This window comes from Streptomyces sp. NPDC031554, from assembly GCF_055580685.1.
Genome location: NZ_JBVIKX010000021.1, coordinates 26,084 through 50,532 on the forward strand (window position 1 = coordinate 26,084; position 24,449 = coordinate 50,532).

Sequence of the window (24,449 nt, forward strand, 5' to 3'; positions counted from 1 at the left end):
CCGGACACTCACGGCTCCCGGGCCCGGTGAGCGCAGCCACGACCACCTGCGCGAACCGGGCCCGGGAGGTGTTTCGGGCGGAGGCGGGGAAGGCGGCCGGACGGTGCGGGCGATCCCGCTTCGGCGCCCTGGCCGTCACCGGTACCGGACCGGTGCCGGGCCGGTACCTGGCCGCCACCGGTCCGGTACCGGTGACGGCCCGTGCCGGGCTCCGGCCGGTGTCATCGGCGGGTGCCGGGGAGGTGGGCCCTGAGGAGGTCGGCCTCCAGCACGGTGCCCGCCGGGCCGGCCGGGTTGACGTAGAGCGCGTGGCCGGGCGGCAGCCGGTCCAGGAGGTCCGCGACGGTGACGTGTTCGAAGGCGAAGCCGCCCACGGCGTCGAGGTGGGGCGGGGCGGTGAAGACCGGGACGACGAGCCCGCCGTCCGCCACGGCTGCGGTCACCGGTGTCCCGTCCGGCAGGGTCAGCACCGCCACCTCCGCGGCGGCCAGGGCACGGGGGACGGCCTCGGCCGGTCCGTAGCCGGTGACCGCGAGCCGGAGGGCTTCGTCGACGTCGTCGGTGGCCTCGGGCCAGCCGAGCGCTTCCGGGGAGGGCCGGTACGCCTCGTTGTCCTCCCACTCCTCGATCTCGCCGGTCGCTCCCGTGCGCCAGCGGCCGACCACGACCCGGTCGGGCGGCGCGCCCTCGCCGTCCCAGCCGGGGTCGACCATGCTGATCCAGTGCTCCGGCGCGAGCCGTGCGGCCTCGACGACGTCCTCGGGGGGTGTGGGCGTCACCGTCGTCCCGCTCCGGTCGTTCGGCTCGTCGACTGTCATACGTCCTCCTGTTCCGCCTGCCGTGCGTCCGGACCGTCCGTCGTGAGGGGCGGCGGTCCGAGACCCGTCCGGAGCCGTGCGGCGAGGAGCTCGGCCGTCCGGGGGTCCGTTCCCTCCGTCGCCAGGAGGACGGCGAGCCGGTGCACCGCGGCGCGGAAGGCCTCCCCCGCGTACCGCCGGTCCGCGAGCACGGAGTCCCGTTCGCCCGGCAGGAGCAGCCCGAGGGCCGTGTCCCAGGCGCGGGCGGCGTCCGGCCCCGGGGTCGTGTTCTCGAAGTCCGTGAAGGCCGAGCGCCAGAGGCGGCGCGACACGGTGGCCGCGACGGCGTCGAGGCCGTCGGGCCACGGGCCGGGGCGGGCCAGCAGCAGCCGCACCTGGTCGAGCGGTGCCAGTGCGCTGCCCCGCACGCCACCGCCGAGTTGTGCCTCGACGTCCATTCCAGGGGTGATCCCGACGCCCGCGTCCCTCAGTTCGGCCAGGGTGACGGTCTCGGCGCCGGTGAACCCCGGCGGGTCGCCGGGCAGATCGTCCGTGCTCACCCGGCCGGCGATCCACCGGCGTCGGGCCTCCTCCGAGGGCGGCGCCTGGGGCGGGGTGCCGTCGTCGGCCGTGATGACATCGGGGGCGGCCTCAGAGGGTCGGTCCGTCAACGCGGGCGGTTCGGTCCGCGACCAGTGCGCTGCGGTGTCGTCCTGGGCCGAGGTCAGCACGAGAAGGCTCTCGTGCACCGCCGGCCGCCGGTCGAGGAGCCGCAGGGGCCGCGTCGGCAGCCACACGGTCCGGGCGGCTCCCGTCCGGGCGGCGATCGCCTCGGCCAGGCCGGTGTCCCCTTCGCCCGTCCCGACGGGGACGACCGTGACGTCGCGGTCCAGCTGCGCCAGAACGGGGTCGTGGGAGAGCAGTTCGGCGATCTCGTCGTAGGGCACCGGGCGGGTGGTGCCGTCCGGCCAGGGCATGTCGGCCCGTCCCGGCGTGGTGCCGCTCATGTCCAGTACGTACGCGCCGGGATGGGCGCTCTTCCCGGCACCCTTCCTGTGCCAGGGCGCCAGGGCCCCGCGGCTGTTGCCCAGGCCACCGTCGGGCGAGATCACGTAGCGGTCCGCCCACATGCGGCTCGGGGTGGGCTTACCCGTCCAACTGCGGCCGACGCCGACGCCGTTCACGGAGGTGATGAGGGTGCGGTCGTCCAGCGCGCCGTTGCGTTCGAGGTCGTACGCGGCGAGCGCGGTGGGGTCGTGGGCGTCGCGGCCGAGGGCCGCCGCCGTGGCCGCCGTCCGCAGGAGGTCCACCCGCACGGCCTCGTCCCGCGGATCCGTGCCGGCGCCCAGGTGGAGCACCTTCACCGCCAGGGCGTCGGGGTCGGGACGGTTCTCCACGCTCTCCACGGCCTCGACCGTGGCCCACAGCGCGTTCTGCCGGTCGGCCGCGGTGACGTGCGCCGACGCGCGCAGTCCCAGCACCTGGCGGGTCCACCGGTCCGGGTCGTGCCGGCCGATCAGTTCGCGGGCCCGGTCGACCGAGGGCAGGGTGGCGAAATCGGGCAGTGCGGAACGGGGGTCGGTGGACAGCCGCGCCGACGCGGCTTCGAGCATCGTCCGTACGTCGGCGGGGTCCGGCGGTGCGGGCCGGGTGCCGGGGGCGGTCGTCAGGCCGTGGTGCGCGCGGGTGACCCGGTCGAGCAGGCCGAGCGTCAGCTCGCCGTGCTCCCGCAGGTCCTCGTCCCGGCGGCGCATGACCTCCAGGGCGCCGATGCCGCGCAGCAGCCGGTGGTACGTGCCGGGCGGGACGTCCTTGTCGTCCTCCACGTCGACGCCGAACGTCGCCCGGAGGGCACGGACCAGGCGCAGCGTCGTGTCCCGGGCCATGGCCGGGGTGAAGTCCGGGGAGGTCTCCAGACCGGCCCGCGCGGCGAGGGCGTCGAGTTCGTCCGGGGTCGGTTCGGGGCGCAGCTTCACCATGTCCACGGGGTCGTTCGCCGGGGTCGTGGGGATGCCGTGGTCGTACAGCTTCCCGTTCGCGTAGCGGCTCCAGTGCTCCCGGTCCGGGGCGTAGACGTCGCGTCGCGTCACGTTGGAGACGTCCTGGGCCGCCGACGAGACGGCGAGCGGATCGGGGACGAAGGGGCGGCTGCGCCTGAGGGCGGCGGCGGTGTGTCCCTCCGGTCCGCTCCCCCAGCACGACAGGAACACGAGAGGGGTGGCCCGGTCCAGCCGGGTCACGCTGCGGCGCCGCCGGAGGTAGCCGCCGGTTTCCGCGCCCCGGACCGGAACATTGTTCTGGAGCATGTTCTCGACCATGAGGGTCTGCCCCGGCAGGCCGTGGACCAGGAAGAAGTAGGGCTTGCGTCCCTTCCACGGCACCGGCCGGGGGCTCCCGACCGGTTCACCGGTGACCGGGTCGTAGACGGACCACTGCGTCGACCGGGTCAGTTCCTGGAGCCACGGCTCGCGCCGGGACAGGTCCGAGCCGTCGACCACCGCACGGCCGACGGGCCGGCCCTCGTCGGTGAGGGTGACCGACCTGACGTCCGCGTCCCGGAGGGTCCTGCCGTCGATCGTGCGCAGGACGCCTTCCGCGGGTTCCGGCACTCCCCCGTCCGGTCCCAGGTCGTCGGGGTCGCTGACGATCCACTCGCCCATCGGCTCACCCGGCAGCTCGTCCGGCGACCCGTCGCCGACGACCCGGTCGTCGGTCACCTCGACGCGGTGCCGGCCGGTGTCGGGGTGCGGCTTCAGGGCGATCTCGCCGCTGTGCGACCACAGCGTCCTGCGGGCCCGGGCCGCGGCCCTGCGCGGCAGGTCCAGCCCCATGGCGCCGGCGTTCGGCGAGACGAGCACCACCTCGGCTGCGTCCTCACGGCCCGCCAGTTCCGCGTCCTGCGCCAGCAGTTCGGCGAGCTCCTCCGACGACAGCCGCCACCGCTTGCCGCCGTCCGGCAGACTCAGCCCGACCTTGGTGTGGTCGCCGTTCCTCGTCCCGATCACGTACGGGAGAGGGGCGCCGGGCCGGCGCGCCCACGGCGACGGGCGGGGGGCGCGGTCGTCGCCGTCCACCACGTCGTACGAGGAGACGTCCACCTCCCGGGCGGGCCGGCCCGTCCAGTTGCGGCCGAGCGGGGTGCCGTCCGGGGCGGTCAGGCGGGTGGCGTCGGACAGCAGGCCCTGCTTGCCGAGGTGGTACGCGGTCAGCGACGCCGGGCTGGTCGCCCGGCCGGCCGCCATCGCGTCGTCCACCAGTTCGTACAGGCGGCGTACGCGGTTCGACAGGTCGTCGACGTCGAAGCGCACCGGTGCGGGGGCGGGGTGCGCGGACTCGCCGTTCGAGCTCACGTCCGAGCCGCTGTCGCTGTCGTCGTCCGAGTCGCTGTCGTCGTCCGAATCGGGGTCGTCCCCGGGGTTGTCGTCGAGGTGCAGGAGTTTCCTGGCGAGCCGGTCCGGGCCGGTGAAGTAGTCCACCCGGCCGAAATCCTCCGGGCTCAGTTCCGCCAGCCGGGCCACGGCTCCCGACAGGGGGGAACGATCGACCGTGATGACCGCCTGCCGCCGTGCCGTCCGCCCGGTGGCGCCGTCGATCGGGCCGACGGCGCCGATGTCCCGGCCGCCGCTCTGCGTGGTGATCGGGAAGTCCTCGGCCCGGACCGCGCGGCCGCGCACCTCCGCGACGTCGCGCACGGCCCGCTCGTTGCGCTCCAGTTGACGCCGGATCTCGTCGAGGAGGAGGTCCCGCACGGCTTGCGCCCGCTGCCGGCCGACCGTCTCGGCGTGCTCGACCGCGCCGCCGGACAGCGCGAAGCGCGGGCCGTTGCTGTAACCGGTGACGGTGATCCCGGGAAGCCGGAGACCGGCCCTGAGGTCCCGCAGGCCGGACAGCACGACCTGCTCGGCCAGATCGGCCAGTCGGCGGCGCTGGACCGGGTCGGTGACCTCCCGGTGGCGGTGCTCGAAGGCGACCCGGGACCGGGACGGCGGAGGCACCGGGGCTGACCCGGCGTCGTCCGACACCGCCGCGTGCTCGACGCCGTCGTTCTCGACGTCGTCGTCGCTGTTCTCGACGTCGTCGTCGATCACCTCGTCCACGTCGATCGCGTCGATCGCGTCGAACGCGTCGAACGCGTCGAACGCGTCGTCTTCGGTGTCGGGTGCCGGCCGGGATGTCGGGCGGGCCGGGTCGTGCTCGTCGGGGCCCAGTGCCGCCGTCCGCGTCCTCGGCGGCCCGGGGGCGGACTCCGGCGCGGGCGGAGGCGCGGGCACGGCCGCGGCGGTCTTCACCTGGTCGGTGCGGACGACGACGCCCAGCCGGTCGCTGAACAGGGCCGCCACGTTGGTCAGCCAGTCGGCGGCTTCCGCGGCGTCCAGACCCGGGCGGACCGTCTCGCTCATGTAGCGGCCCGACTTGTCGTTGACCACCCAGGACCGCAGCTTCTCGTTCCAGCGGAACTCGCCGGACACCCGGCTGCGGCCCGGCAGCGTCCGGCCGGCCGCCCGGACCGCCGTCGGATCCGCCGTCCGGCCGCCGCCGTCGTCGAAACCGGCGGCGATGCCGGTGTGCCCCAGGCCGTCCAGCGTCGCGCGCAGCGACTCCGCCGTCAGGTCGGGGTCCTTCTCCCGCATCCCCGCCAGCAGCGCGTCGAACTGCTCCGGCGTGACGATCCCGCTCAGGTCCTCCGTGCCCAGGATCACCCGCCCGTCATCGGTGACCGTGTACAGCCATACGGCGTCCCGGTTGCCGGTGATCAGCAGGTCCGGGTCGACCTCGTCCAGCGGCACCCACAGGGGGTTGAGCCGCACGTCGCCGTCCCGGTCGCGCTCCTCGTCCTTGATCCGCTTCGGGAGGACCGGGGCGCCGAACCGGTCGCGGGCTCCGGCGTCGCTGCCGTCGTAGTGGTCGCTGCCGTTGTAGTAGACCTCCGTCTGCCGCGTGGCGTCGTCGGGCCCGGCGCTGCCGACCCTCCGGGCACCCGACGGGAGCGACCGCACCACGTCGACCCGCAGGCCGAACGCGTGCGCGAGAAGAGGAAGGAAGACTTCTCCCGCCGGAGTCCCCCAGCGCCGCTCCCAGTTGACGACGGCGTCCAGCAGCGTGGGCAGTTCCGTGTCGTCCAGCGGCGCGGTGCTCTGGGTGTAGGCGGTGCCGAGCAGACGGCGCAGTGCGTGGTCGTCGAGGTCGTCGGGCGTCGGCAGCAGGCCGTGCCGCTCGAGGTGCTCGAACATCCGACGCGGGCTCAGGTCCTCGGCCTCCGCCTCCACGACGGCCCGGGCGTCCCGCGGGGAGACGCCCGGGCCGGCGGGCCGGGACGCCAGGCGGGCGTCGACGTACCGGCTCAGCAGTTCGGCGGGGTCGAGGGCCTCGGGGGCGGGGGCGTGCCGTACGCCGTGGTGGGCGAGGAGGGCGAGCATCCCGGCCCGGTCCATCCCCTGGACGCGTGCGGTGAACGCGTCGGCGACCGTCTGCCGGAACTGGCCGACGATCTGCGGGTGCAGCCGCCCCGCGCTGCGGACCACGTAGTCCTCCAGGTAGGACCGCATGGCCCGGAGCGCGGCCTGTGAGGGACCGGTCGGGGCCTTGCCGGTCCTGGCGCGGACCTCGGTCTGGTGACGCAGTTCGGCGCGTACGGCGTCGGGGTCCCCGAGCAGGTCGTACGCGGCGCGGTCGGTGGCGGCGAGGCCGCCCGTACGGCTGCGGATGTGCACGGGGTCGCCGGCCATGAAGGAGTACAGGAGGCACTCCCCCGTACCGGGCACCGGCACCCGACGGCCTCTCGCCCGACCGCTGTCGCTCTCCGACTCGGAGCCCTTCTTGCCGTCCTTCTGAGACGGGTCCGGTTTCGGCTCCGGGTCCGGCTTCGGCTCTGATTTCGGCTTCGGGTCCGGCTCCGGCTCCGGAGCCGGGAGCTTCGGGTCCGGCTTCGGGTCCGGCTTCGGGTCCGGCTTGGTCGGCAGGGCCAGTTGGTAGTGGCGGTTGTCGAGGCTCAGGACCACGTGTGCGCCGGAGTGGGGGGAGGCGCCGACGAGTGCCCGAAGGCTGCCGGTGCCCCTCGGGTCCTCGGGAGCGAAGTCCTGGAAGCCGCCGTCGCTCCCGACCACCGTGACGCGCACGCCGAAGGTGCGTGCGGCGAGCAGGGGGAGCAGGTCCGCCGCCGCGTGGTTCCAGCCGGCCTCGGACGGGGCGTCGCCCCGGCGGAGGAGCTGGGTGATCGCCAGTTCGGCCCGTACCTCGGGGGACAGCTCGGCGACGTGCGGGATCAGACCGCCGAGGCCGTCGAACTCACGGCGTGCGGGGGTGTCCGTTCCGAGGTCCAGGCCCGCCGCGGCGATCTCCTGCGCGCTGAAGGTGTCGGTGTGGTCGGGGGCGACAACGGCCAGCAGGTCCTCGTCGGCGTGGTCGGTGAGCCAGGAGGCCGTCCTGCGACGCATCTCGGACATCGCCCGCAGGTCGGTGAGGTCGATGCCCTGCGCGGCCAGCAGCCCCGGAGCGGCGCGTTCGAGGCCCTCGGCGAGCGCGCGGAAGAAGGCGTCGCCGTCCTCCGGCACGTCGTGGAGCGTGTACGTCTCGCCCGTGGGTGATGTGAGGACGGTGTCCGGTGCCTCGCCGGTCCTGGTGTAGCGGGGCGGGGCCGGGGGCTTGGCCACGGGTTTCCTGGGCGGGGCCTGGTAGGTCACCGCGGGCGGCTCGGCGAGGCCGTCCAGTTCCTTCCGGCCCTCCTCGGTGGCCGCGAGCCGGTGCCAGCGGGTGAGCTGGTCCGTCCCGGCCCGCACCCGGTGGTACTCCGCGGCGGCCTTCTCCGCCGTGTCCTTGAGCGCGTCCAGTTCGGCGCGCCGGGTGTCGAAGGCGTCGCGTGCCGTGTCCCGGCGGGCGGTGGCCTCGTCGAGAGCCCGGCCGGGCGCTTTCGCGGACAGCAGGGCCGCGTCGAGCCGCCCGTCGGCCGACGCCTTCTCGGTGCGCGCGGTCTCCAGCCGCAGGTCGGCCGCCTTCCGCAGTTTCCGGGCGGCCTCCTGCGCGTCGGCCAGGCGGGCCAGAGCGGCGTCCTGCTCGTCCCGCAGGAACTCCGCCCAGCCGTCGTGCTCGGGCTGGGCGTACTCGTCGGCGGCGAACGCGTCGGCCTCGGCCCGCGCGGCGGCCACGTTCGCGTCCGCGACGCCGTGGTCCCGGCGTGCGTCGGCCTCGGCCTGTGTCAGGGCCCTGTCCGCGTCCTCGACGCCCGTCCGGGCGAGGTCGACCGGGCGGGACGCCGCGCGGGCGATCCCGGCGGCCTTGTCGAGGGAGGCCTGTGCGGCGTCGAGGTCCGCGTGCAGTCCGCCGGAGGCGCGCCGCTTCTTCCAGTAGGCCTTGTCCGCGTCGACCCACGCCTTGCTCGCCTTCTCGACCGCGTCCCACGCCTTCGAGACGCGCTCGGGGAAGTTCGTGTCGGTGACGATCCGCAGTTCGCGGGCGACGTCCTCCCGGATCCAGGTGACGACGTACGCCTCGGACTCCATCGCCTGCGGGCCCGATCTGGCCTTGGCGAAGGTGCCGCCCCGGATGCGGTTCGCGAGCCTGGAGTCCACGATGCCGCGGTGCACGTCGCCGACGCCGATCCAGGTGGCCGGGACGGCGAACAGGAAGGAGCGGCCCGTCTTGGGCTTGAGGTTGCGCGAGGTGAGGTGGTCGTCCCCGACCGGCATGCCGTCGCCGTCGAGGTCGTTGGGGCCGGGGCCGAAGGCGCCGATCTGGTTGAGGCCCGCGTCGTCGGGAGAGTCGTACAGGAAGCCGCCGCCGAGGCTCGAGGACTGGCTGTGCTCGACGGACGACGACGTGCCGGCGTTGTCCCCGTACCGTCTGAGCACCTCCAGTTTCTTGCCGTCGGCGACCGTCAGCAGCAGCGCGCGGCTGAAGTCGGGGGCCGAGCGCAGTGACAGCTGTCCGGTGTCGGTGCCCACGAGGGACTTCTCGGTCAGCCCCGCCACCTGGTAGCCGTCCGGTTCGGTGGTGCGCGGGAAGAACGCCGTGACCGCCGTGGAGCTGGTGCCGTCCTCCAGTGCCTGCGCCGAGCCGGTGCCCAGACGGGTCAGCCCGGTCTCCCTGGTTCTGCGCAGGAGGTCGGTGAGGGCGTCGTCGTCGGGACCGTCCTCGGCCTCCAGGGCCCGGAGGGAGAAGCCTACGTCGTACGCCTTCGTGAGGAGGAGGTCGCCGGCCATGCGGATGTTCTCGATGCCGATGATCCCGCGCGGGTGCATGCCGTTCTCGGGGAAGGTGAACCGGCGCGTGACACCGTCCCCGTCCCGGACCGTCAGTTTCTCCCCCACCTCGGAGAGCGGCACCGGGCGGGGCGGACCGGCGAGGGCGGGGTCGGCCGCCGGGTCGGGCGCGGGCAGCCGCCGGCCGGCCCCTGCGGTGCCGGTCCCGTCCGTCCCCGTCGATGACGGCGCCGGCTCCATCAGGCTGAGCGGCACGTGTTCGCGCAGCTCGCCGACGTCGCCCTCCTCGACGATGCTCAGCCGGCCCCGGAAGCGGTCGAGGGCCGTGAACTCCGCCTCCTCCAGGTCCGGGTCGGCCGGCGCGCCGGTGTTGGGGGTGTCGTCGGCCTCCAGGGTGATGCGCATCCGGTACGGGGTGACGACCTCCGCGTGCGGTTCGGTGGACGCCGCCCGGTAGATGGTGACGGTGGTGACCGTGTGGCTCGACGCGACCGTCTTCCGGCTGGAGCCGCCCTCGGTGTACGTGGGTCCGGCGGCCGGGACCTGGGAGTTGCCGGTGTACACCATCTGGCTGGTCAGGAAGCCCAGGTCCGCGCCGGCCGAGAACTCGGAGTTCTGCTGGGCGGTCTCGATCGCCCGCCGGTTCTCCTCCAGTTCGGCGCTGTGGTCGAGTCCGTCGAACACGGGCGTCCCGGGGATCAGTTCGACGCGTGCCCGCACCCGCCGGCTGCCGATCCGGATGCTGTCCCAGCCCCAGCCGCCGGCCTTGACCAGGGTCGACGGACCGGTGGTCGTCATCTCCCCCTTGAGCGCCCGGGTGGCGCGGCCCGTCACCAGCTGCCGGATCCGCTCCCGGCTCTCGTCGTCGAGTCCCAGCTTCCCGATCCGCTTGTCGAACGCGAGCAGCACGTCCGTGGGGTCCAGCGCGTTCACCGCGTACGTGCCGAAGGCGGCGCCGCGCATCCAGGGCTGCGGCGTCCAGACCTGACTCGTGTAGCGGGGGACGTCGCCCAGCCCGTCGTCGATCAGCCCCATCCGGTGGGCGCTCTTCTCCGGCAGATGCCCCAGCAGACCGCCCGGGCTGGTCAGTGCGGTCCCCGCGGCTCCGGCGAGGGAACGCGGCACGAGGGCGCTGCCCGCCGCGGCCGTTCCGATGCGGCCGGTGCCCAGCCGGCTGGTGAACAGCGCGAACCAGTGCTGCACGTCGCCGGCCACGAGCACCTGGTGGGTGAAGCCCTTGCGGTTCATGTCCGCGACGACGGTGCGTACGACGCTGAGACTGTACGTGCCGGTCCTCGACACGGGGTTGGCGACGATTCCGTACGCGCCCATGAGGCCGTTCCCCGGATTCCGGGCGACGGAGTAGACCAGCTGGCCGCCGAAGACGAAGCCGGTGCTGTTGCTGGTCTTGCCGGCCGCCTGGCGGGTGCCGCCGAGCGTCATCTCGGTGTCCATGGACATCGACGGGGTGAGGGCGCGCAGGTTCCCGACCGTCGTGGTGTACCGGAAGGTTCCCCACAGCTCGCCGTACGGCCCCTTGCCCAGCAGGCCACTGCCCACCAGGCCCAGCGGCCCCGAACTCTGGTCGAAACTCGACGTCAGCTGCTGGGGGGTGAAGGTGCGGACGATGGCGTCCCGGGTGGGGGCGCCCTCCTTCACCAGCTGCCAGGCGCTGCCCGACGCCGTCCGCAGGACCCGGTCCACCTCCGCGGCCAGCGTGGGCGACAGCACCACGTTCACGATGACGAACGGGTGCTGCCGGAACTCCTTGAACTGCGGTGTCCCGCGGTCGGCGAGCCGTCCGGCGAGCTGCTGCGCACCGGTGCCGGCGGGCAGGACGAGGTCGCCCTTCGCCAGGGCGAGGGCCCGCCCGGTGGTCATGGACGTGGGCGCGGGCTCATCGGACAGGTACGGGTTGAGCGCCCCGTCCGCGTGCGGGTCCGCGTCGGGCGTGTGCTGTACGGGGACGCCGATGAGCACCTGTCCGGTCATCGGGCCGCCGCCCCGCAGGTGGCCCCGCGGTGTCCGGCCGAGGAGCACGTTGACCGGTTCGTCCAGCACCAGCAGTCCCGGCAGTCCGAGGCCGAGACCGCGGATCAGGCCGCGTGGCCGCCAGTGGCCGCTCAGGTTCGCGGTGAGGGCGAGGTCGTAGCGGTACAGGTGGGTGGGCTGGTTGGTCACCGACATCGGCTCGTTGGTGACCGTCGAGCCGAAGCCGGTCTCCGACTCCCACTGCCGGCCCTGGCGTGCGCCCAGGGTCAGCCCGAGCGTGTTCCGGGGCAGGCCCGCCTCGTCGCGGTCGTTGTCGCGGCCCGAGAGCGTGCCCTCGAAGCCCAGGTCCACGCCTCGTTTCGCGCTCGTCTGGCCGTCGATCCGGTCGACGCCCTGGGCGCTGAAGCGCATTCCCTCGTCGACGTCCTTGCCCTCGTAGCGGCGCCCGGTCAGCGTCCCCTGCACGAGGAGGGTGTAGTAGGTCGTCCCGACGGAGTCGGGGTCCCTGAGCCTGACCGGCAGGCCGACCGTGGTGAGCGCCTCCAGGTTCGCGGTGACGCTCTGCTGGGACAGCACACCGAGGATCTGCAGGGTGTTCTGGAGCGCGATCCGGTACTTGACGGGATCGGTCCACCGGGGCGGCATGGGCAGGCTCCCGGCCGCCCTGAGCACCTGGTCGGGTCTGCGCCCCAGCAGGTCGTTGAAGCGGGTGCGCCAGCCCTTCGGCAGGTTCGGCGGCAGCAGCTGGTCGAGGGGCACCACCAGGTCCTGGTTCAGGTTCGAGACGGCGTCGACCACGCCGTCGGCGAACGCGTCCAGCAGGGTGCGGCCGACGCCGTCCGCCGCGTCCGGGGTGACCCGGGTGCGCAGGCCGTCGTCGAAGGTGAACTCCTTCACCCGGTGCATGCCCAGGGTGCGCGGGCGGTCCACGGTCAGGTAGGGCGGCACGAACGGTGGTGCGGCGCCGTTGCGCAGGGCGAGTGTGGTCCCGTCGTCCCATCCGGCCAGCCGCCGCGCCTCGGAGCTGGTCATCCGGTCCAGGCTCCAGGTGAGGAAGCGCGTCGGCGGCGCGTTGTCACCGGCCCGCCGCACCCGCACCGACTTCACGACCAGGTAGAGCGCGGTCCTTGGGCCCTTCACCTGTCCGGCCGACTTGAGGGTGCCGGCCGCGCCGAGTCCGACCGACCAGGTCTTCGCGTACGAGTACTGGGCGGTCGGCCCGAACTGGAGCCGCAGGTCGAAGGGGGCCGTGCCGGGGTCGAGGAAGTTGAAGGCGGGTCCGGCGACGGCCTGCAGCAGCAGGCTCCTGCCGTCGGCCCGGCTCCGTTCGCTGCGGACCGTCGAGGTGTTGATGTCCCGCATCTCGGCCTGGTCGGTCTCGCCGACGAGGATCGCCGTCTGCGGGATCATCTCCTCCACGACGAAGACGCCCAGCGGTGACTTCTTCCTGTCGTCGGCGAACAGCGGCGGGGTGGTGATGCGGCCGCGCGCCATCGTGCCGCCGTGCCGCTGGAAGCTGTCGCCGGAGAAGAAGACGTCCAGCTCGGTGTAGGCGGAGCTGCCGGGGAGGACTCCGATCTGCCGGGCCGCCCAGTCGCGGATCGCCGCGACGGGGCCGAACCCCTCGATACGGACGAAGCGGTACTGGGAGTTGCGGTCCAGGGTGATCGACCGGGGGATCCGGCCCGGCTTCGGGATCTTCGTCACGCTGTCGGGCAGGCGGACCAGGAGGCCCTTGCGGACGCCGAAGGAGAACCGGGCGGGCACGGCCGGGTCGGTCCCGGGGTCGGGGGCGGTGCCGGGCTCGGGGGCGATGCCCGTGACGACCCGTCCGGCGGGGTCGGTGACGCGGAACTCGTAGTGGATGTCGTCCAGGAACGCCCGCGACTTGTCCAGCGTCCGGGTCTCCATCTGGTTCATGCGCTGGTCGGTCAGCGTGTAGGCGACCTTGTTGATGAAGCCGAACCGCAGGGCGAGACGGCCGAAGCCGCCGAACGCCGCGGTGCCCGCCGGGCCGATCGGCCCGCCGAGGCCGTACTGGGAGTTGGCCTGCATGTTCTTGGTCAGCCCGAAGGTCGCGGCGGCCCGGTGCATGCTGTCGATCTTCGTCGAGTCGCCGATGCCGTCGTCGAACGGGGCCCAGTTGCCGTGGTGACGCGCTCTGACCCACAGGACGCGCCCCTTCCCGTCCGCGTTGACGTACGGGAAGGGGCGTCCCTCGCCGTCCGCCAGCGTCTTCGGCTTGTCCCGGAGTGTCCGCCGGACGTCGTCCAGCAGCTGTGCGCCGTCCGCGGGCCGGGCGTCCGGCCTGCGCCCCAGTTCGCGGTCGATCGCGTCCAGGGCCTGCTCGGAGCCGCGCAGGACGACCGTGCTCTGACCGAACGTGCCCGGATTGGCGAGGAGTTGTTCGACCTCGGCGGCGGTCAGGGTGGACGGCAGCAGCGACTGGAGGTCGTCGACGTACGCGGGCATCCGCCGGCCGTCCTGGAACCGGGCCGGGGTGCGGCGCCTCGGCGGGGGCGCCATGGCGGGGTCGAGGCGCGGGGCGTGGGGAGACGGCGGGTCCGGCTCGGTGGCCGGCGTGACGAGGGCCGTCGCCGGGTCCGGTTCCCGGGGCGGAGGCGGGCCGGGAGGAGTGACGGTTTCCTTCCCGGTCGTGGCCGTGGTGGGCGACAGGCGGGTGTCCGCAGGGGACGCGGGGGCCGGCCGCACGGCCGACCAGTCGCCGGCCTGCTGACGCCGGCCGTCCGCCGTGGGCAGCAGGGAGAGGACGTGCGGCAGCGACGGGTCGCTCTGGGCGAGCAGGCCCACGGGTCCCGGTGAGGTCCACACGGCGCGGGCGGTCCCGGCGCCGACGAGGGCTCGCCGGTCGTTGGGCCGCGGGTCCGTCGGGGTCATGGAGGCGAGGACGATGTCGGCCGTGCGCGGGAAGTCGTTCAGCACCGGGTCCACCGCGAGCAGTTCGGCGATCTCCTCGTAGGGGACCGCGGCCCGGAATCCGCCGGGCAGCTCCATGGTGAGGTGGTCCGGCCCGGCCTCGCCCCGCACCAGGAACGGGGCGGGTTTGGCGGGGTCGGTGGTCCACGGCATCCTGGCCCGGCGCAGCGGGCGGTGGCCGCCGTCCGGTGTCGCCGCCATGACGAGGGCGGACCTGACGTCCACCGCCGCACCCGGTGGGCCCGGCACCCAGCTCCGGCCGGCCGGGGCGCCCGAGCCGTCGAGCAGCAGGGTGTCCGGCGCGAGGGCGCCCAGGGTCTCCAGGTGGAACGCGCCCAGTGCGACCGGGTCGTCCACGTCGATGCCGACGGCCGCCGCGCGCGCCACCAGGTCCAGGAGGTCGGGCAGCCGGTCCGGGTCGGGCCGGCCCAGGTGCAGCACCCTGCCGGTGAGGGCGGCCGGGTCGGGGGTCCTGCTCTCCCACTCCAGGGTCCTCACGGTCGCCCAGAAGAACCGGGCCCGCTCGGGCGCCCCGATGACCACCTGGTCCGGGTCCGACCCCAGGAATCGGGCCGCCTCTTCGTTCACTTCCTCGTCCGTGAGGCCGTCCAGCCCTTCGGCCACGGTGATCACGTGCGGCAGGGTCACCAGGTCGGTGAGCACGGCGCCGGGGTCCCGGCGCACGGCGTCGGCGGCCCTGGCCAGCAGATCCTCGTAGGCGTCGGGCCCCAGGTCGCCGTCCGGGTCGCCGTGTTCCGTCGTGCGGATCTCGCGGGCCGCGCGCTCGAACAGGTCCAGGCCGAACGGCACGGCGTCGCGCAGCACCGGATCGGCGGCGCGCAGGGACTCCAGCGCGCCGATGCCCGCGAGGAGTTCGCCGTAGCGGCTGTCGTCCTCGATCGCCACCCCGAACGTCTGCCGCAGTGCGCGCACCAGCCGCAGCGTCCGCTCGCGGACCTCCTCCGACGCCGGCCCCACCGGGTCGGTGTGCAGGCCCGCGGCGCGGGCGCGGTCGTCGAGCGCGGCGTCGTCGGGTTCCGGCCGGTGCTCCACCCACTTCCCGCGCCGTCCCCGCGAATCCGTGATCATGTAGTGGGAGACCCCGCCGTCGGCCTCGAACTTGAAGCCGACTTCCTGGGTGGCGCCGTAGACGGTGCGGCCGGTCTCGTTGGCCACGTGCTGGCTCTGGCTGACGTCGGCCAGCGGGTCGGAGACGAACGTGTCCGTGACCAGCTTGCGCCTGCGGGTGATGCCCGGCGGTGTCGCGGCGAAGCACTCCTGCATCACGATGGCGTGGTCCTTGGGGAGCCGCGCCACGCTCGGACGGCGCCTGAGCATGCCGCCCGTCGCCCGCTCCCGCTTCCGGTGGCGGGGGTTCGACCGGGTCGGCAGCGCCGTCTCGCCGGGCGAGCCGTGCCCGGCGAAGACGTACACCGGCTCGCCGGCGAACGGGACCGGCTCGTCGTCCTTGACCCAGGTCCCGTCCTGCCGGTTGACGTGGTAGAGCTCGGTCGCCGTCGCCGAGTGCCGGATCCCCGGCAGCAGCCGTGCGCGGTCGCCGTCCTCGAACACGGCCCTGCCGATCGGCCCCTGATCGGTGACGATGGTGTGGGACTGCAGGTCCTGTTCCCAGAAGGGGGCGCGGGCGGACTCCGCGGGGTCGGGCAGCAGGCCGGGAGAGTTGCGGATCCAGTCGGTGCGGTCGCTGCCCCGGGCACTTCGCAGGGGCACGACGTACGGGTGGGAGGCGCTTCCGTCCGGGCCTTCGGCGACGTCCACGACCCCGTTGGCCGCCCAGACGTCCCTGCCGGTCCGGTCCGCCGCCCGTCGCGGCAGCTCCAGGCCGCCCCCGCCGGCGTCGGAGACGAGCAGCAGCACCGGCACGTCCGCCGGGAGTCCGCTCAGCTCGGCGTCCAGAGCGAGGAGTTCGGCGAACACGTCGAGGGGCACCTCGCGCGGGACGCCGTCGTGGCCGCGTACGACGACCTGGTCACGGTCGCCGTCCGCCCGCACGACGTAGGGGTCCGGGCCGCCGGGCCGGTGCCAGGGCGCGGGTCCCACCTCGTCGCGTGACAGGCTGCCGTCGGCCCGGGGCCCGGTCCTTCCCGTACGGGTGAGGTCCAGGTCGTCGAGCCCGTCCTTGCCCCGGGTCCAGTCGCGGCCGCGGGGGCGTCCGTCGGGGCCGGTGGTCAGGGCGTGGGTGGGCGACAGCACGCCCTGGCGCCGGAGGTGGAGCGCGGCGAGGGCTGCCAGACCGCCCGCCGTCCGTGCCTCCTGTGCCGAGGCCAGCTCCAGCAGCCGGGCGCGCTGCACGTCGCTCACCGGACCGGCGGGGTCCAGGAGCAGCACCCGGCGGGCCACGGCGTCCAGGTCGAGCGGGCCGAAGTCCAGCAGGGGGTCGGTCCGGCGGAGCCGGTCGAGGCGTGCGAGGCCGTCGCGGATGTCCGGGTACAGGGGGCTCGACATGATGTCGGGGCCGTAGATGTCCGCCAGCAGTTCCCGGTGCCGGATCTCCTCCGGGGTCGGTTCCGCCGCCCGGTCCCCGTCCACGCCGTCTTCCTGGTGGTCCGACAGCGAGGTGTCGAAGCCGTCCAGCAGGCCGTCCAGGCTCGGCAACGGCGTGTCGAGACCCCCGACCGGTCCGGGATCGAGAAGGCCGGCGAGGGCGGCGGGCGGGGAATCGGTCCCGTGGCGGTCCGCGAAGACGACGTCGTCCGCTCCGGTGTCGCCGGTGCCCGGCGTGGTGAGGTCGCCGGGCCGGACGGCCGCCCAGTCGGCGGCGGCCGGGCGGCCCGGTGCGCCGGGGAGCAAGGTGGGAACGTACGGCCGGGACGGCCCGGTGGCGGCCAGGCCCACACTGCCCTGCGAGGCCCATACGGCGCGGCCGGTGCCGGCGCTGACGACGGCGCGCGGGTCGGTGTCCGGGGCGGTGCCCGGTCCGGTGGGCGGGGCCGCCTTCGAGACAGCCAGGACGATGTCCGTGCCGTCCGTCGGGCGGGTGTTCAGTACCGGATCCCGTGCCAGCAGCTCGGCGACCTCCTCGTACGGCACCCGGCCGCGGAAGCCTCCGGGAAGGTGCATGAGCAGGTGGTCCCCGCCTCCTCCGGCCCACACCGTGTAGGCCGAGGGGCCGCCCTGCACGTTCCACGGCGGTCGCTCCTGGCCGACGGGCCGGTAGCCGCCGCCCGGCTTCGGAGCGGCGACGACGACACGGTCGGTCGCCATGGTCGCGTTCGGCGGAGCCTGCGCCCAATGGCGGCCGACCGGTGCGCCGCCCGCGTCGCGGAGCTGGGTGGCGGACGCGAGGGCGCCGAGCGTCTCCAGGTGGAACGCGCCCAGTTCGGTCAGGTTGTCGATGTCGACGCCGACGGCCGCCGCCCGGGCGACCAGGTGGAGCAGGTCGGGGCGCCGGGACGGGTCCGGCTGTTCCAGGTGCAGGACCCTGCCGGTGAGGGCGTCCGGGTCGGGGGTCCGGCTCTCCCACTCCAGGGCCTTGACCGTCGCCCAGAACAGCCGGGCCCGCTCGGGCTCCCCGACGGCCGCCGGACCGTCGTCCAGTCGCAGGACGCGGGCGGCCTCGGTGTCCAGCTCCCGGTCCGTCAGGCCGCCCAGGCGCTGTGCGGCGGCGGTGACGTGGGGCAGGGTGACGAAGTCGGACAGCAGGGTGTCCGGCCCGCGGCGTACGGCGTCGGCGGCGTCGGTGAGCAGGTTCCGGTAGGCGTCGGGGCCGGTGCCGCCCGGCGGGCGGGCGTGGGCCGCGCGCTCGAACAGGTCCATGCTGAACGGGCCGAGGTCACCCAGCGCCGGGTCGGCCGCCCGCATGGTCTCCAGCGCGCCGATCCCGGCGAGGAGATCGCCGTACCGGCTGTCGTCCTCGACCGCCGCGCCGAAGGCCAGCCGCAGCGCGCGCACCAGTCGCAGCGTCCGCTCGCGGGTGGCGTCCGTGACCGGCCGCGTGGGGTCGGTGTGCAGGCCCGCCGCGCGGGCGCGGTCGTCCAGCAGGGCGCCGGCGGGTTCCGGCCGGTGCTCCACCCACGTGCCGCGCCGTCCCCGCGAGTCCGTGTAGAGGCGGTGGACGAACGTCCCGTCCGGCAGCGTCGCGAAGCTGACCATGTGGGTGCCGCCGTACGTGGTGCGGCCGGTCTCGTTGGCGACGTGCTGGCTCTCGCTGACGGCCGTCAGCGGGTCGGGGACGAACGTGTCGTCGACGCCCCGGCGGGTGCGGACCACGCCCGGCGGCTTCGCGCTGGAGCACGCCTCCATCAGCACGGCGTGGTCCTCGGGGAGCCGCGCCAGGCTCGGACGCCGCTTGAGCATCCCGCCGGTCTCCCGCTGCCGGGAGTGGTGGGCCGGGTCCGTCGTGGTCGGTACCCGGGTCGCGCCGGGCCGGGCGTGGGCGCCGAAGACGTACACCGGCTTGCCGGCGAACGGGACGGGATCGTCGTCCTTGGCCGACTCCCCGGTGGCCGGGTCGTAGTGCCACAGCTCCGACGACTCCGTCGCGAGCTTCAGCGCCGTGATCCGGCGCGGGGCCTCGGAGTCCTCGAAGACACCTCTGCCGATGGTGGCGCCCCCGTCGGTGACGACGCTGTGCGACCGCACCTCGCGCTCCCAGTCCGGGGCGCCCTCCTGCTCCGCCGGGTCGAGCACCTGGCCGGGGGTGCTGCGGATCCAGTCGGCGCGCGGCCGCCCGTCCCCGAACAGCAGGGAGACGACGTACGGCTGCGACGGGTCCCGCTGCGGGGACACCTTCACGGTGCCGTTGGCCGACCACACGTCCCTGCCCACCCGGTCCGCCGTCCGGCGCGGGAGGTCCAGGCCGCGGGCACCGGCGTCGGGGACGAGCAGCACCACGGGGGTGCCCGGAGGCAGGCCGGCGAGCCGGGGGTCGCGGGCCAGGAGTTCGGCGAACACGTCGAGGGGCACCTGGCGCGGGGCGCCGTCGTAGCCGCGCACGACGATCCGTTCGTGGTCGCCCTCCGCCATCACCACGTACGGCTTCGGCTCTCCGGGCCGGTGCCAGGGCGCGGGTTCCACGTCGCCGCGGCCCAGGGTGCCGTCGGGGGCGCGGGCCACCTTCCCCACCTCGGTGAGGTCGAGGTCGGGGATCGTGGCGCTGGTCCAGTTGCGGCCCAGGACGCCGCCGTCGGCGGTGGTCAGCGCCTGGGTGGAGGACAGTGCGCCGCGGAGCTCCAGGTGGAAGGCGGACAGGGCGGCCAGGCTGCCCGCGGACTCCACCGCCGGGTCCAGCGCCACCCGGAACAGCTCGCTGCGCTGCGCGTCGGTCACCGGGTCGGCGGTGTCCAGGAGCAGCACCCGGCGGGTCAGGCCGTCCAGGTCGAGCGGGCCGTCGCGCAGCGCGGGATCGGCCTGCCGGAGCTGGTCGAGGTGCGTCAGGGCGTCGCGGAGGGCGGGGTGAAGGGGGTGCGTCCCGATCGTGGGGCCGAACACGTCCGTCAGCAGCCGGTCGTACAGCGCCTCGGTGGCCGGGTCAGGTTGGAGGTCCGGCTCGGAATCGGGTTCGAGCCCGGAGTCGTCCCGGTCGTTCTCCCAGTCCATGATCATGTCGATCGAGTCGGGGGAACCGGGATCGAAGGACTGCCCGGCCGGGATCTCGGCCGGTGCCCGGGAGCTGAGCGGTGTCTCGTCGACGGGGAGGGGCTGTGTGTGCGGTACCTCGTGGGAGACGGCCGCCGGGGCCGGCTCCGCCGTGGAGCCGTTGGCGGCCGGCAGTTCCTCGGACTCGGTGCGGACGGGCCGGTAGGGGGACGGGGTGTCGGACGGGGTCCGGGCCGTCTCGGCCTTCGGCACCGCGGAGGACGGGCGGGACTGCTCGGACTCCTCGGACGCGGGGTCACGGACGCCGTCCGGGGCGACCGTCTCCGGGTCCGACGGGCCCGACGGGCCCGACGGCTCGGCGATGACCGCCGGGTCGCCGGACGGGTTGCCCTGGGGCCGTGCCTGCGGGGTGGCGTTCGGCGAGGCGTGGCCCGGGGACGTGGTGGTCGACGGAACGGGTGCGGTGTTCGTCGCGAGGGGCGCCGGTGGATCCTGCCGTCCCTGCTGCCGCTCGTCGGGGGTGGACCGGGTCGTGTCGTCGTCCGTCGACCGCTGCCGTTCGGTCCCGTCCGGCGCGAGGTCGCCGCCGCCCGTCCGGGTCGACGGCAGCCCCGGGACGGAGGAGCCGACGGTGGCGGGCCTGTTCACCGGCAGGCCGTCGCCCGTGTCGGCGGACCGGCCGGTCCCGGGGGCGACGGCCGGCGACGGGTTGAGGGCGGAGAAGACGCTGTCGGTGTCCGGGGCGTCCACGAAGGAGTCCCGGTAGGCGTTCCTGGACGTGTTCGTGTTCGTGTACGCGTTCGGGGAGGAGGTGGAGTCGGAGTACGACGGCCCGGCCGCGCCCGTCGGCCCCGGGAGCCCCCGCACGCCGGCGCCCGCGCCGTACACCGTGTCGTGGTCCGGGAGGGAGGAGACGGACGAGACGTCGCTGGTGTCGCTGAAGACCGACGCGGCGTCACCGCTGGAGGAGGCGGAGTCGTCGTACGTGTCGTCGTAGGGGTTCCGGTACGTGCCGCTGTCCGCGTACGGGCCGTCGTAGGTGCCGTCGTACGTGCCGTCGCGGATGTCCCGGTACGTCTTTCCGCCGTCGTACGTGGTGTCGTACCGGTTCTCGTACTCGTACCGGCCGGTGCTTCCGTTCCCGTTCCGGTGTCCGTTTCCGTACCGGTTTCCGCTGCCCGGCGGGTCGTTGACGCCGTCGGGACCGAAGTCGAGGTTCCGGAAGAACTTCTCGTAAGCGAACTTCCCGCCGAACTCCGCCCCGGTCGAGGCCGCTTCGAAGACGAGGCCGCTGAGGCCGGCGCTCAGGAACGTGCCGGGGTTGAGCGTGAACGTGCCCAGGAAGACGAGGCCGGTGAAGGCTTCCGCGAAGGTTTCCGCCTGGCCCTCGTTGACGAAGGCGAACGGAAGCTCGGACGTTTCCTTCCAGAAGTTGTTGTTCTTGAAGTACTTGTTGATGAACTTTCCGCCGACCTCGCCGAAGATGCCCCCGAAGAGCCCCGCGAACGCACCGGCGACCGCCGACTGGCCGATGTCCTTCCAGTCGAACCTGTCGCGCCTGCGCTCCGGGTCGTCCGGCGCGGTCATGGAGATCAGCTGCGAGGCGAAGGAGACGAACGCCTCCTGGATCGCCTCCAGCAGCACCGACAACGGTGTGGGGACGGCGTGCCCCAGTCGCTGGAGGAGCAACAGGATGGTGAGCGCGGTGCGCGCCTTCTGGATGGCGATCTCGGTGAGCGACGTACCGCCGGTGAAGACGGCCAGCGCGGCGATCAGGGCCAGTTCGATGTTCATCAGGATGAACTCGAGGAGGATCTGGTACTTCGCCTCGGACAGCTTGATGGAGCGGTCCACCTGCCGGGCGCCCAGGTCACGGAGTTCGTCGGAGAACTTCTGCAGGTGGTTGTGGCCGTTGTCGTCGACGAAGAGCTTCATCGCGGCGACGAACTCGCCGGCGATCCGCGGCGGGAGCGAGTTCCCGGCGGTGGAGATCGCCCCCTTCATCGCGTCGGACAGGTCCCTGACGTCGTCGGCCAGCCGCTTGTAGGGGTTACGGCTGTCGAAGCCCAGGTCCTCGTTGCCGGTGGCGACGTTCGCGCCCACCCAGACCTCGATGAACTCCCGCAGACCGGGCGGGAACATGATGGCCATTCAGCGCCTGTTCTCGCTCTCCGAGCCCTGCGCCTCGATGTCGTCGACGGCCTGGGTCTGCGGCCGCTGCACGTGGTCGGCCTCCGCGGCGACCGCGTCGACCAGCGCCATGAAACCGCTGGTGATGGCCAGGACCGTGTCCGCCACCTGCTGCTGCTCCTTGCGGACCTGTTCGCCGACCGCGTCGGCGAACTCGTCGTCGCCGCCCTCCTCGCCCCACCAGCCCGCGTACGCGGCGTTCCCGGTCTCGAACCGGGGCAGCATCTCGTCGCCGTACCGCACCGCGTCGGCGAGGTGCCGGGAGCCCTGGAGGATCGCCTGGATGTCGGCGGAGTAGTTGCCGGCCACGGCTACGCGCCCTCCTGTCGTCCGCGTCGTCCGCCGTCCGTGCCGCGGCCCGTCCTGCGCGGGGTCGCGGGTTCCTCGTCGTCCTCGACGATCTCGTCGCGGAGCCTGCTCATCGCGGTGGGCCCCCGGGTCACGGAGGTCTCGCTGAGCAGCGATCCGAAGAGCGACTCCCAGTCGACACCCATCCGTTCCGGGGCGGCCCCGCGCGCGGTCATCCGGGTGAGCGGGTCGAGCGTGGCGACGACCCGGCGGGCCATCTCGGCCCGCGCCTCGTTCGCGGCCTCCAGCACCGCCGCGGAGAGCTGGGCGGCGGCCATGGTCCGGTACTTGCCGTCGAGGAACTCCAGAGCGGTCAGTTCCCCCTTCGCTCCGACGGACACCCGCACCGACCGGTCCGCCGAACGCGCGGTGACCGACGCCGCGTCCAGCTCGGCGCGTGCCGAGGCCGCGGCCTGCTCCGCCGCCTTCAGGTGGGCCATCGCCTGGGCCACACGGTCCTCCATGGGCCGACTCATCCCGGTTCCCTTCCTCTCAACGTCCCAGGGCCTGCGGCGCGCCGCCCTCGTCGGTGCCCCAGACGTCCTCGTCCTCCGCCAGCCACGTGGTCCGTTCCCTGTCCCCGCTCTCCGTCTGCGGCCTGCCCTCCCCCGCCCCGCCCATGGGACCCATCGGGGGCATGAAGGGGCTGCTGCCGGTGGTCTGCGTGGACCGGGGGACGACACGGTGCTCCTCGTCGTCGACCGTCCGCGCGGCGGCCGTCCGGCCGGAGCGGCCGACCGTGGGCTCGATGACGGTTCGGGTGCGTTCGCCGGAGTTGCCGCCGGCCTCGCCGCCCGCGCCACGCGCCATCGGCGGGTACATCCCCGGCGATCCGGATCCCGTGCCGGAGCCGTCGGCGGAGGCGCCCGCCAGGGCGCCGCCGCCCTGCGGACGGCCGAGCGCCGAGGCGAGGTCGTCCTGGTTGTAGAGGTTGTCGTGGAACACGGAGGAGTAGGCGGAGGTCGCCGGCCCCGCGGAGCCGCCCGGGTTGTGGGCGGAGAGGTCGGGGGGCTCGGGAAGGTCGGCGATGCGCTGCCGGATCAGTTCGTCGACGTCCTTCTGATCGGCGCCGATCCTGTCGTACTCGGCCTGGATGTCGCGCATGCGCCGGTCGTACTCGGACTTGGCGTCCTTGCGCGCCTGCTCGGCCTCGGTGCGTGCCTCCTCCCGTTCCGCCCGGGCGTCGGCCTTCGCCTCGTCGTACTCGTTCCTGGCCTCGGCCTCGGCGGCGTCGGCCCGTTCGACGGCCTCCCGCTCGGCGGCGTCGATCTCCGCGATGCGCCGGTCGTACTCCTCGCGGGCGTCGTCCTTGTCGGTCCCGGAGGCGATCTCCCGCTCGTACTCCTGGCGCGCCTCGGCCCGTTCCTCCTCGGCGTCCTGCCGTGCCTGGTCCCGCTGCTCCTGAACCTCGGCCTTCTCCCGGTCGTACTCCTGTCTCGCCGCCGTCTCCCGGCGGTCGGCGTCCTGGAGAGCCGCGTCGCGCTCGGCGCGCGCCTCGGCCTTCTGCTGCTCGTAGTCGGCCTGCGCGTCGGCCTTGGCGTTCTGGGCGTCCAGCCGGGCCTGCTGCTGCTCCTGCAGGGCCTCGCGGCGGGCCTCCTCCTGCTGGGCCTCCGCCCTGGACCGCGCGTCGGTCTGCTCCTGCTTCGCGGCTTCCTTCTCGGCGGCGGCCTCCGCCCTCGCGGCCTCCTGCGCCTGCTTCGCCTCGGCCTTCTCCTGAGCCTGCTCCTGCTTCGCGGCCTCTTTCTCGGCGGTGGCCTCCGCCTTCGCGGCCTCCTGCTCGGCCTTCGCCGCGGCCTTCTCCTTCTCGGCCTCCGCCTTGGCCGCCTCCTGCTCGCGCTCCGCCGCAGCCCTCTCCTGAGCCTGCTCCTGCTTCGCGGCCTCTTTCTCGGCGGTGGCCTCCGCCTTCGCGGCCTCCTGCTCGGCCTTCGCCGCGGCCTTCTCCTTCTCGGCCTCCGCCTTGGCCGCCTCCTGCTCGCGCTCCGCCGCAGCCCTCTCCTGAGCCTGCTCCTGCTTCGCGGCTTCCTTCTCGGCGGCGGCCTCCGCCTTCGCGGCCTCCTGCTCGGCCTTCGCCTCGGCGCGGTCGGCCTCGTTCTGGGCCGCGGCCCGTTCCCGTTCCTTCTTCGCCTCGTCCTGCGCCTTCTGGTTCTGCGCGAGGACCAACGCCTGCTGCTCGGCGGCCGCCTGCTTGGCGCCGGCCTTCTCCTTCTCGGCTTCTTCCTTGGCGGCGGCCTGTTCGGCCTTGGCGTCGGCCTTCTCCTTCTCCGCCTCTTCCTTGGCGGCGGCCTGCTCGGCCTTGGCCTCGGCCTTCTCGCGCTCCTGCTCCGCCTTGGCCTCCGCCTTCTCCTTCTCCGCCTCTTCCTTGGCGGCGGCCTGCTCGGCCTTGGCCTCGGCCTTCTCGCGCTCCTGCTCCGCCTTGGCCTCCGCCTTCTCC

General features: G+C 74.1%; 4 protein-coding genes and 1 pseudogene. All 5 read right to left on the bottom strand.

Going from position 1 to position 24,449, the window contains the following annotated elements; genetic code table 11:
• Positions 1-221 precede the first annotated feature (221 nt).
• Positions 222-818: a type VII secretion system-associated protein gene (locus ACZ5FU_RS34015; RefSeq protein ID WP_451530915.1), complete on the bottom strand. Its 597-nt coding sequence runs from the start codon at positions 816-818 to the stop codon at positions 222-224.
• Positions 815-21,631, bottom strand: coding sequence for a lonely Cys domain-containing protein (locus ACZ5FU_RS34020; protein ID WP_469047759.1), 20,817 nt, complete (start codon positions 21,629-21,631; stop codon positions 815-817). Before ACZ5FU_RS34020 ends, ACZ5FU_RS34015 begins: the two co-directional genes overlap by 4 nt.
• Positions 21,632-21,979 (bottom strand): hypothetical protein, encoded by a 348-nt coding sequence (locus ACZ5FU_RS34025; RefSeq protein WP_451530913.1) that lies wholly within the window; start codon positions 21,977-21,979, stop codon positions 21,632-21,634.
• A gap of 2 nt (positions 21,980-21,981) precedes the next feature.
• The gene (locus ACZ5FU_RS34030) at positions 21,982-22,482 is read right to left on the bottom strand and encodes a YbaB/EbfC family nucleoid-associated protein (RefSeq protein WP_468645889.1); all 501 of its coding nucleotides are present in this window, start codon (positions 22,480-22,482) and stop codon (positions 21,982-21,984) included.
• 28 nt (positions 22,483-22,510) lie between these two features.
• Positions 22,511-24,449: pseudogene (locus ACZ5FU_RS34035) on the bottom strand (hypothetical protein); the annotation flags it as partial.

Excerpts from the sequence above, each read along its gene's own strand:
- ACZ5FU_RS34020 (WP_469047759.1), bottom strand. The coding sequence starts at position 21,631 with ATGGCCATCATGTTCCCGCCCGGTCTGCGGGAGTTCATCGAGGTCTGG.
- ACZ5FU_RS34030 (WP_468645889.1), bottom strand. The coding sequence starts at position 22,482 with ATGGAGGACCGTGTGGCCCAGGCGATGGCCCACCTGAAGGCGGCGGAG.
- ACZ5FU_RS34015 (WP_451530915.1), bottom strand. The coding sequence starts at position 818 with ATGACAGTCGACGAGCCGAACGACCGGAGCGGGACGACGGTGACGCCC.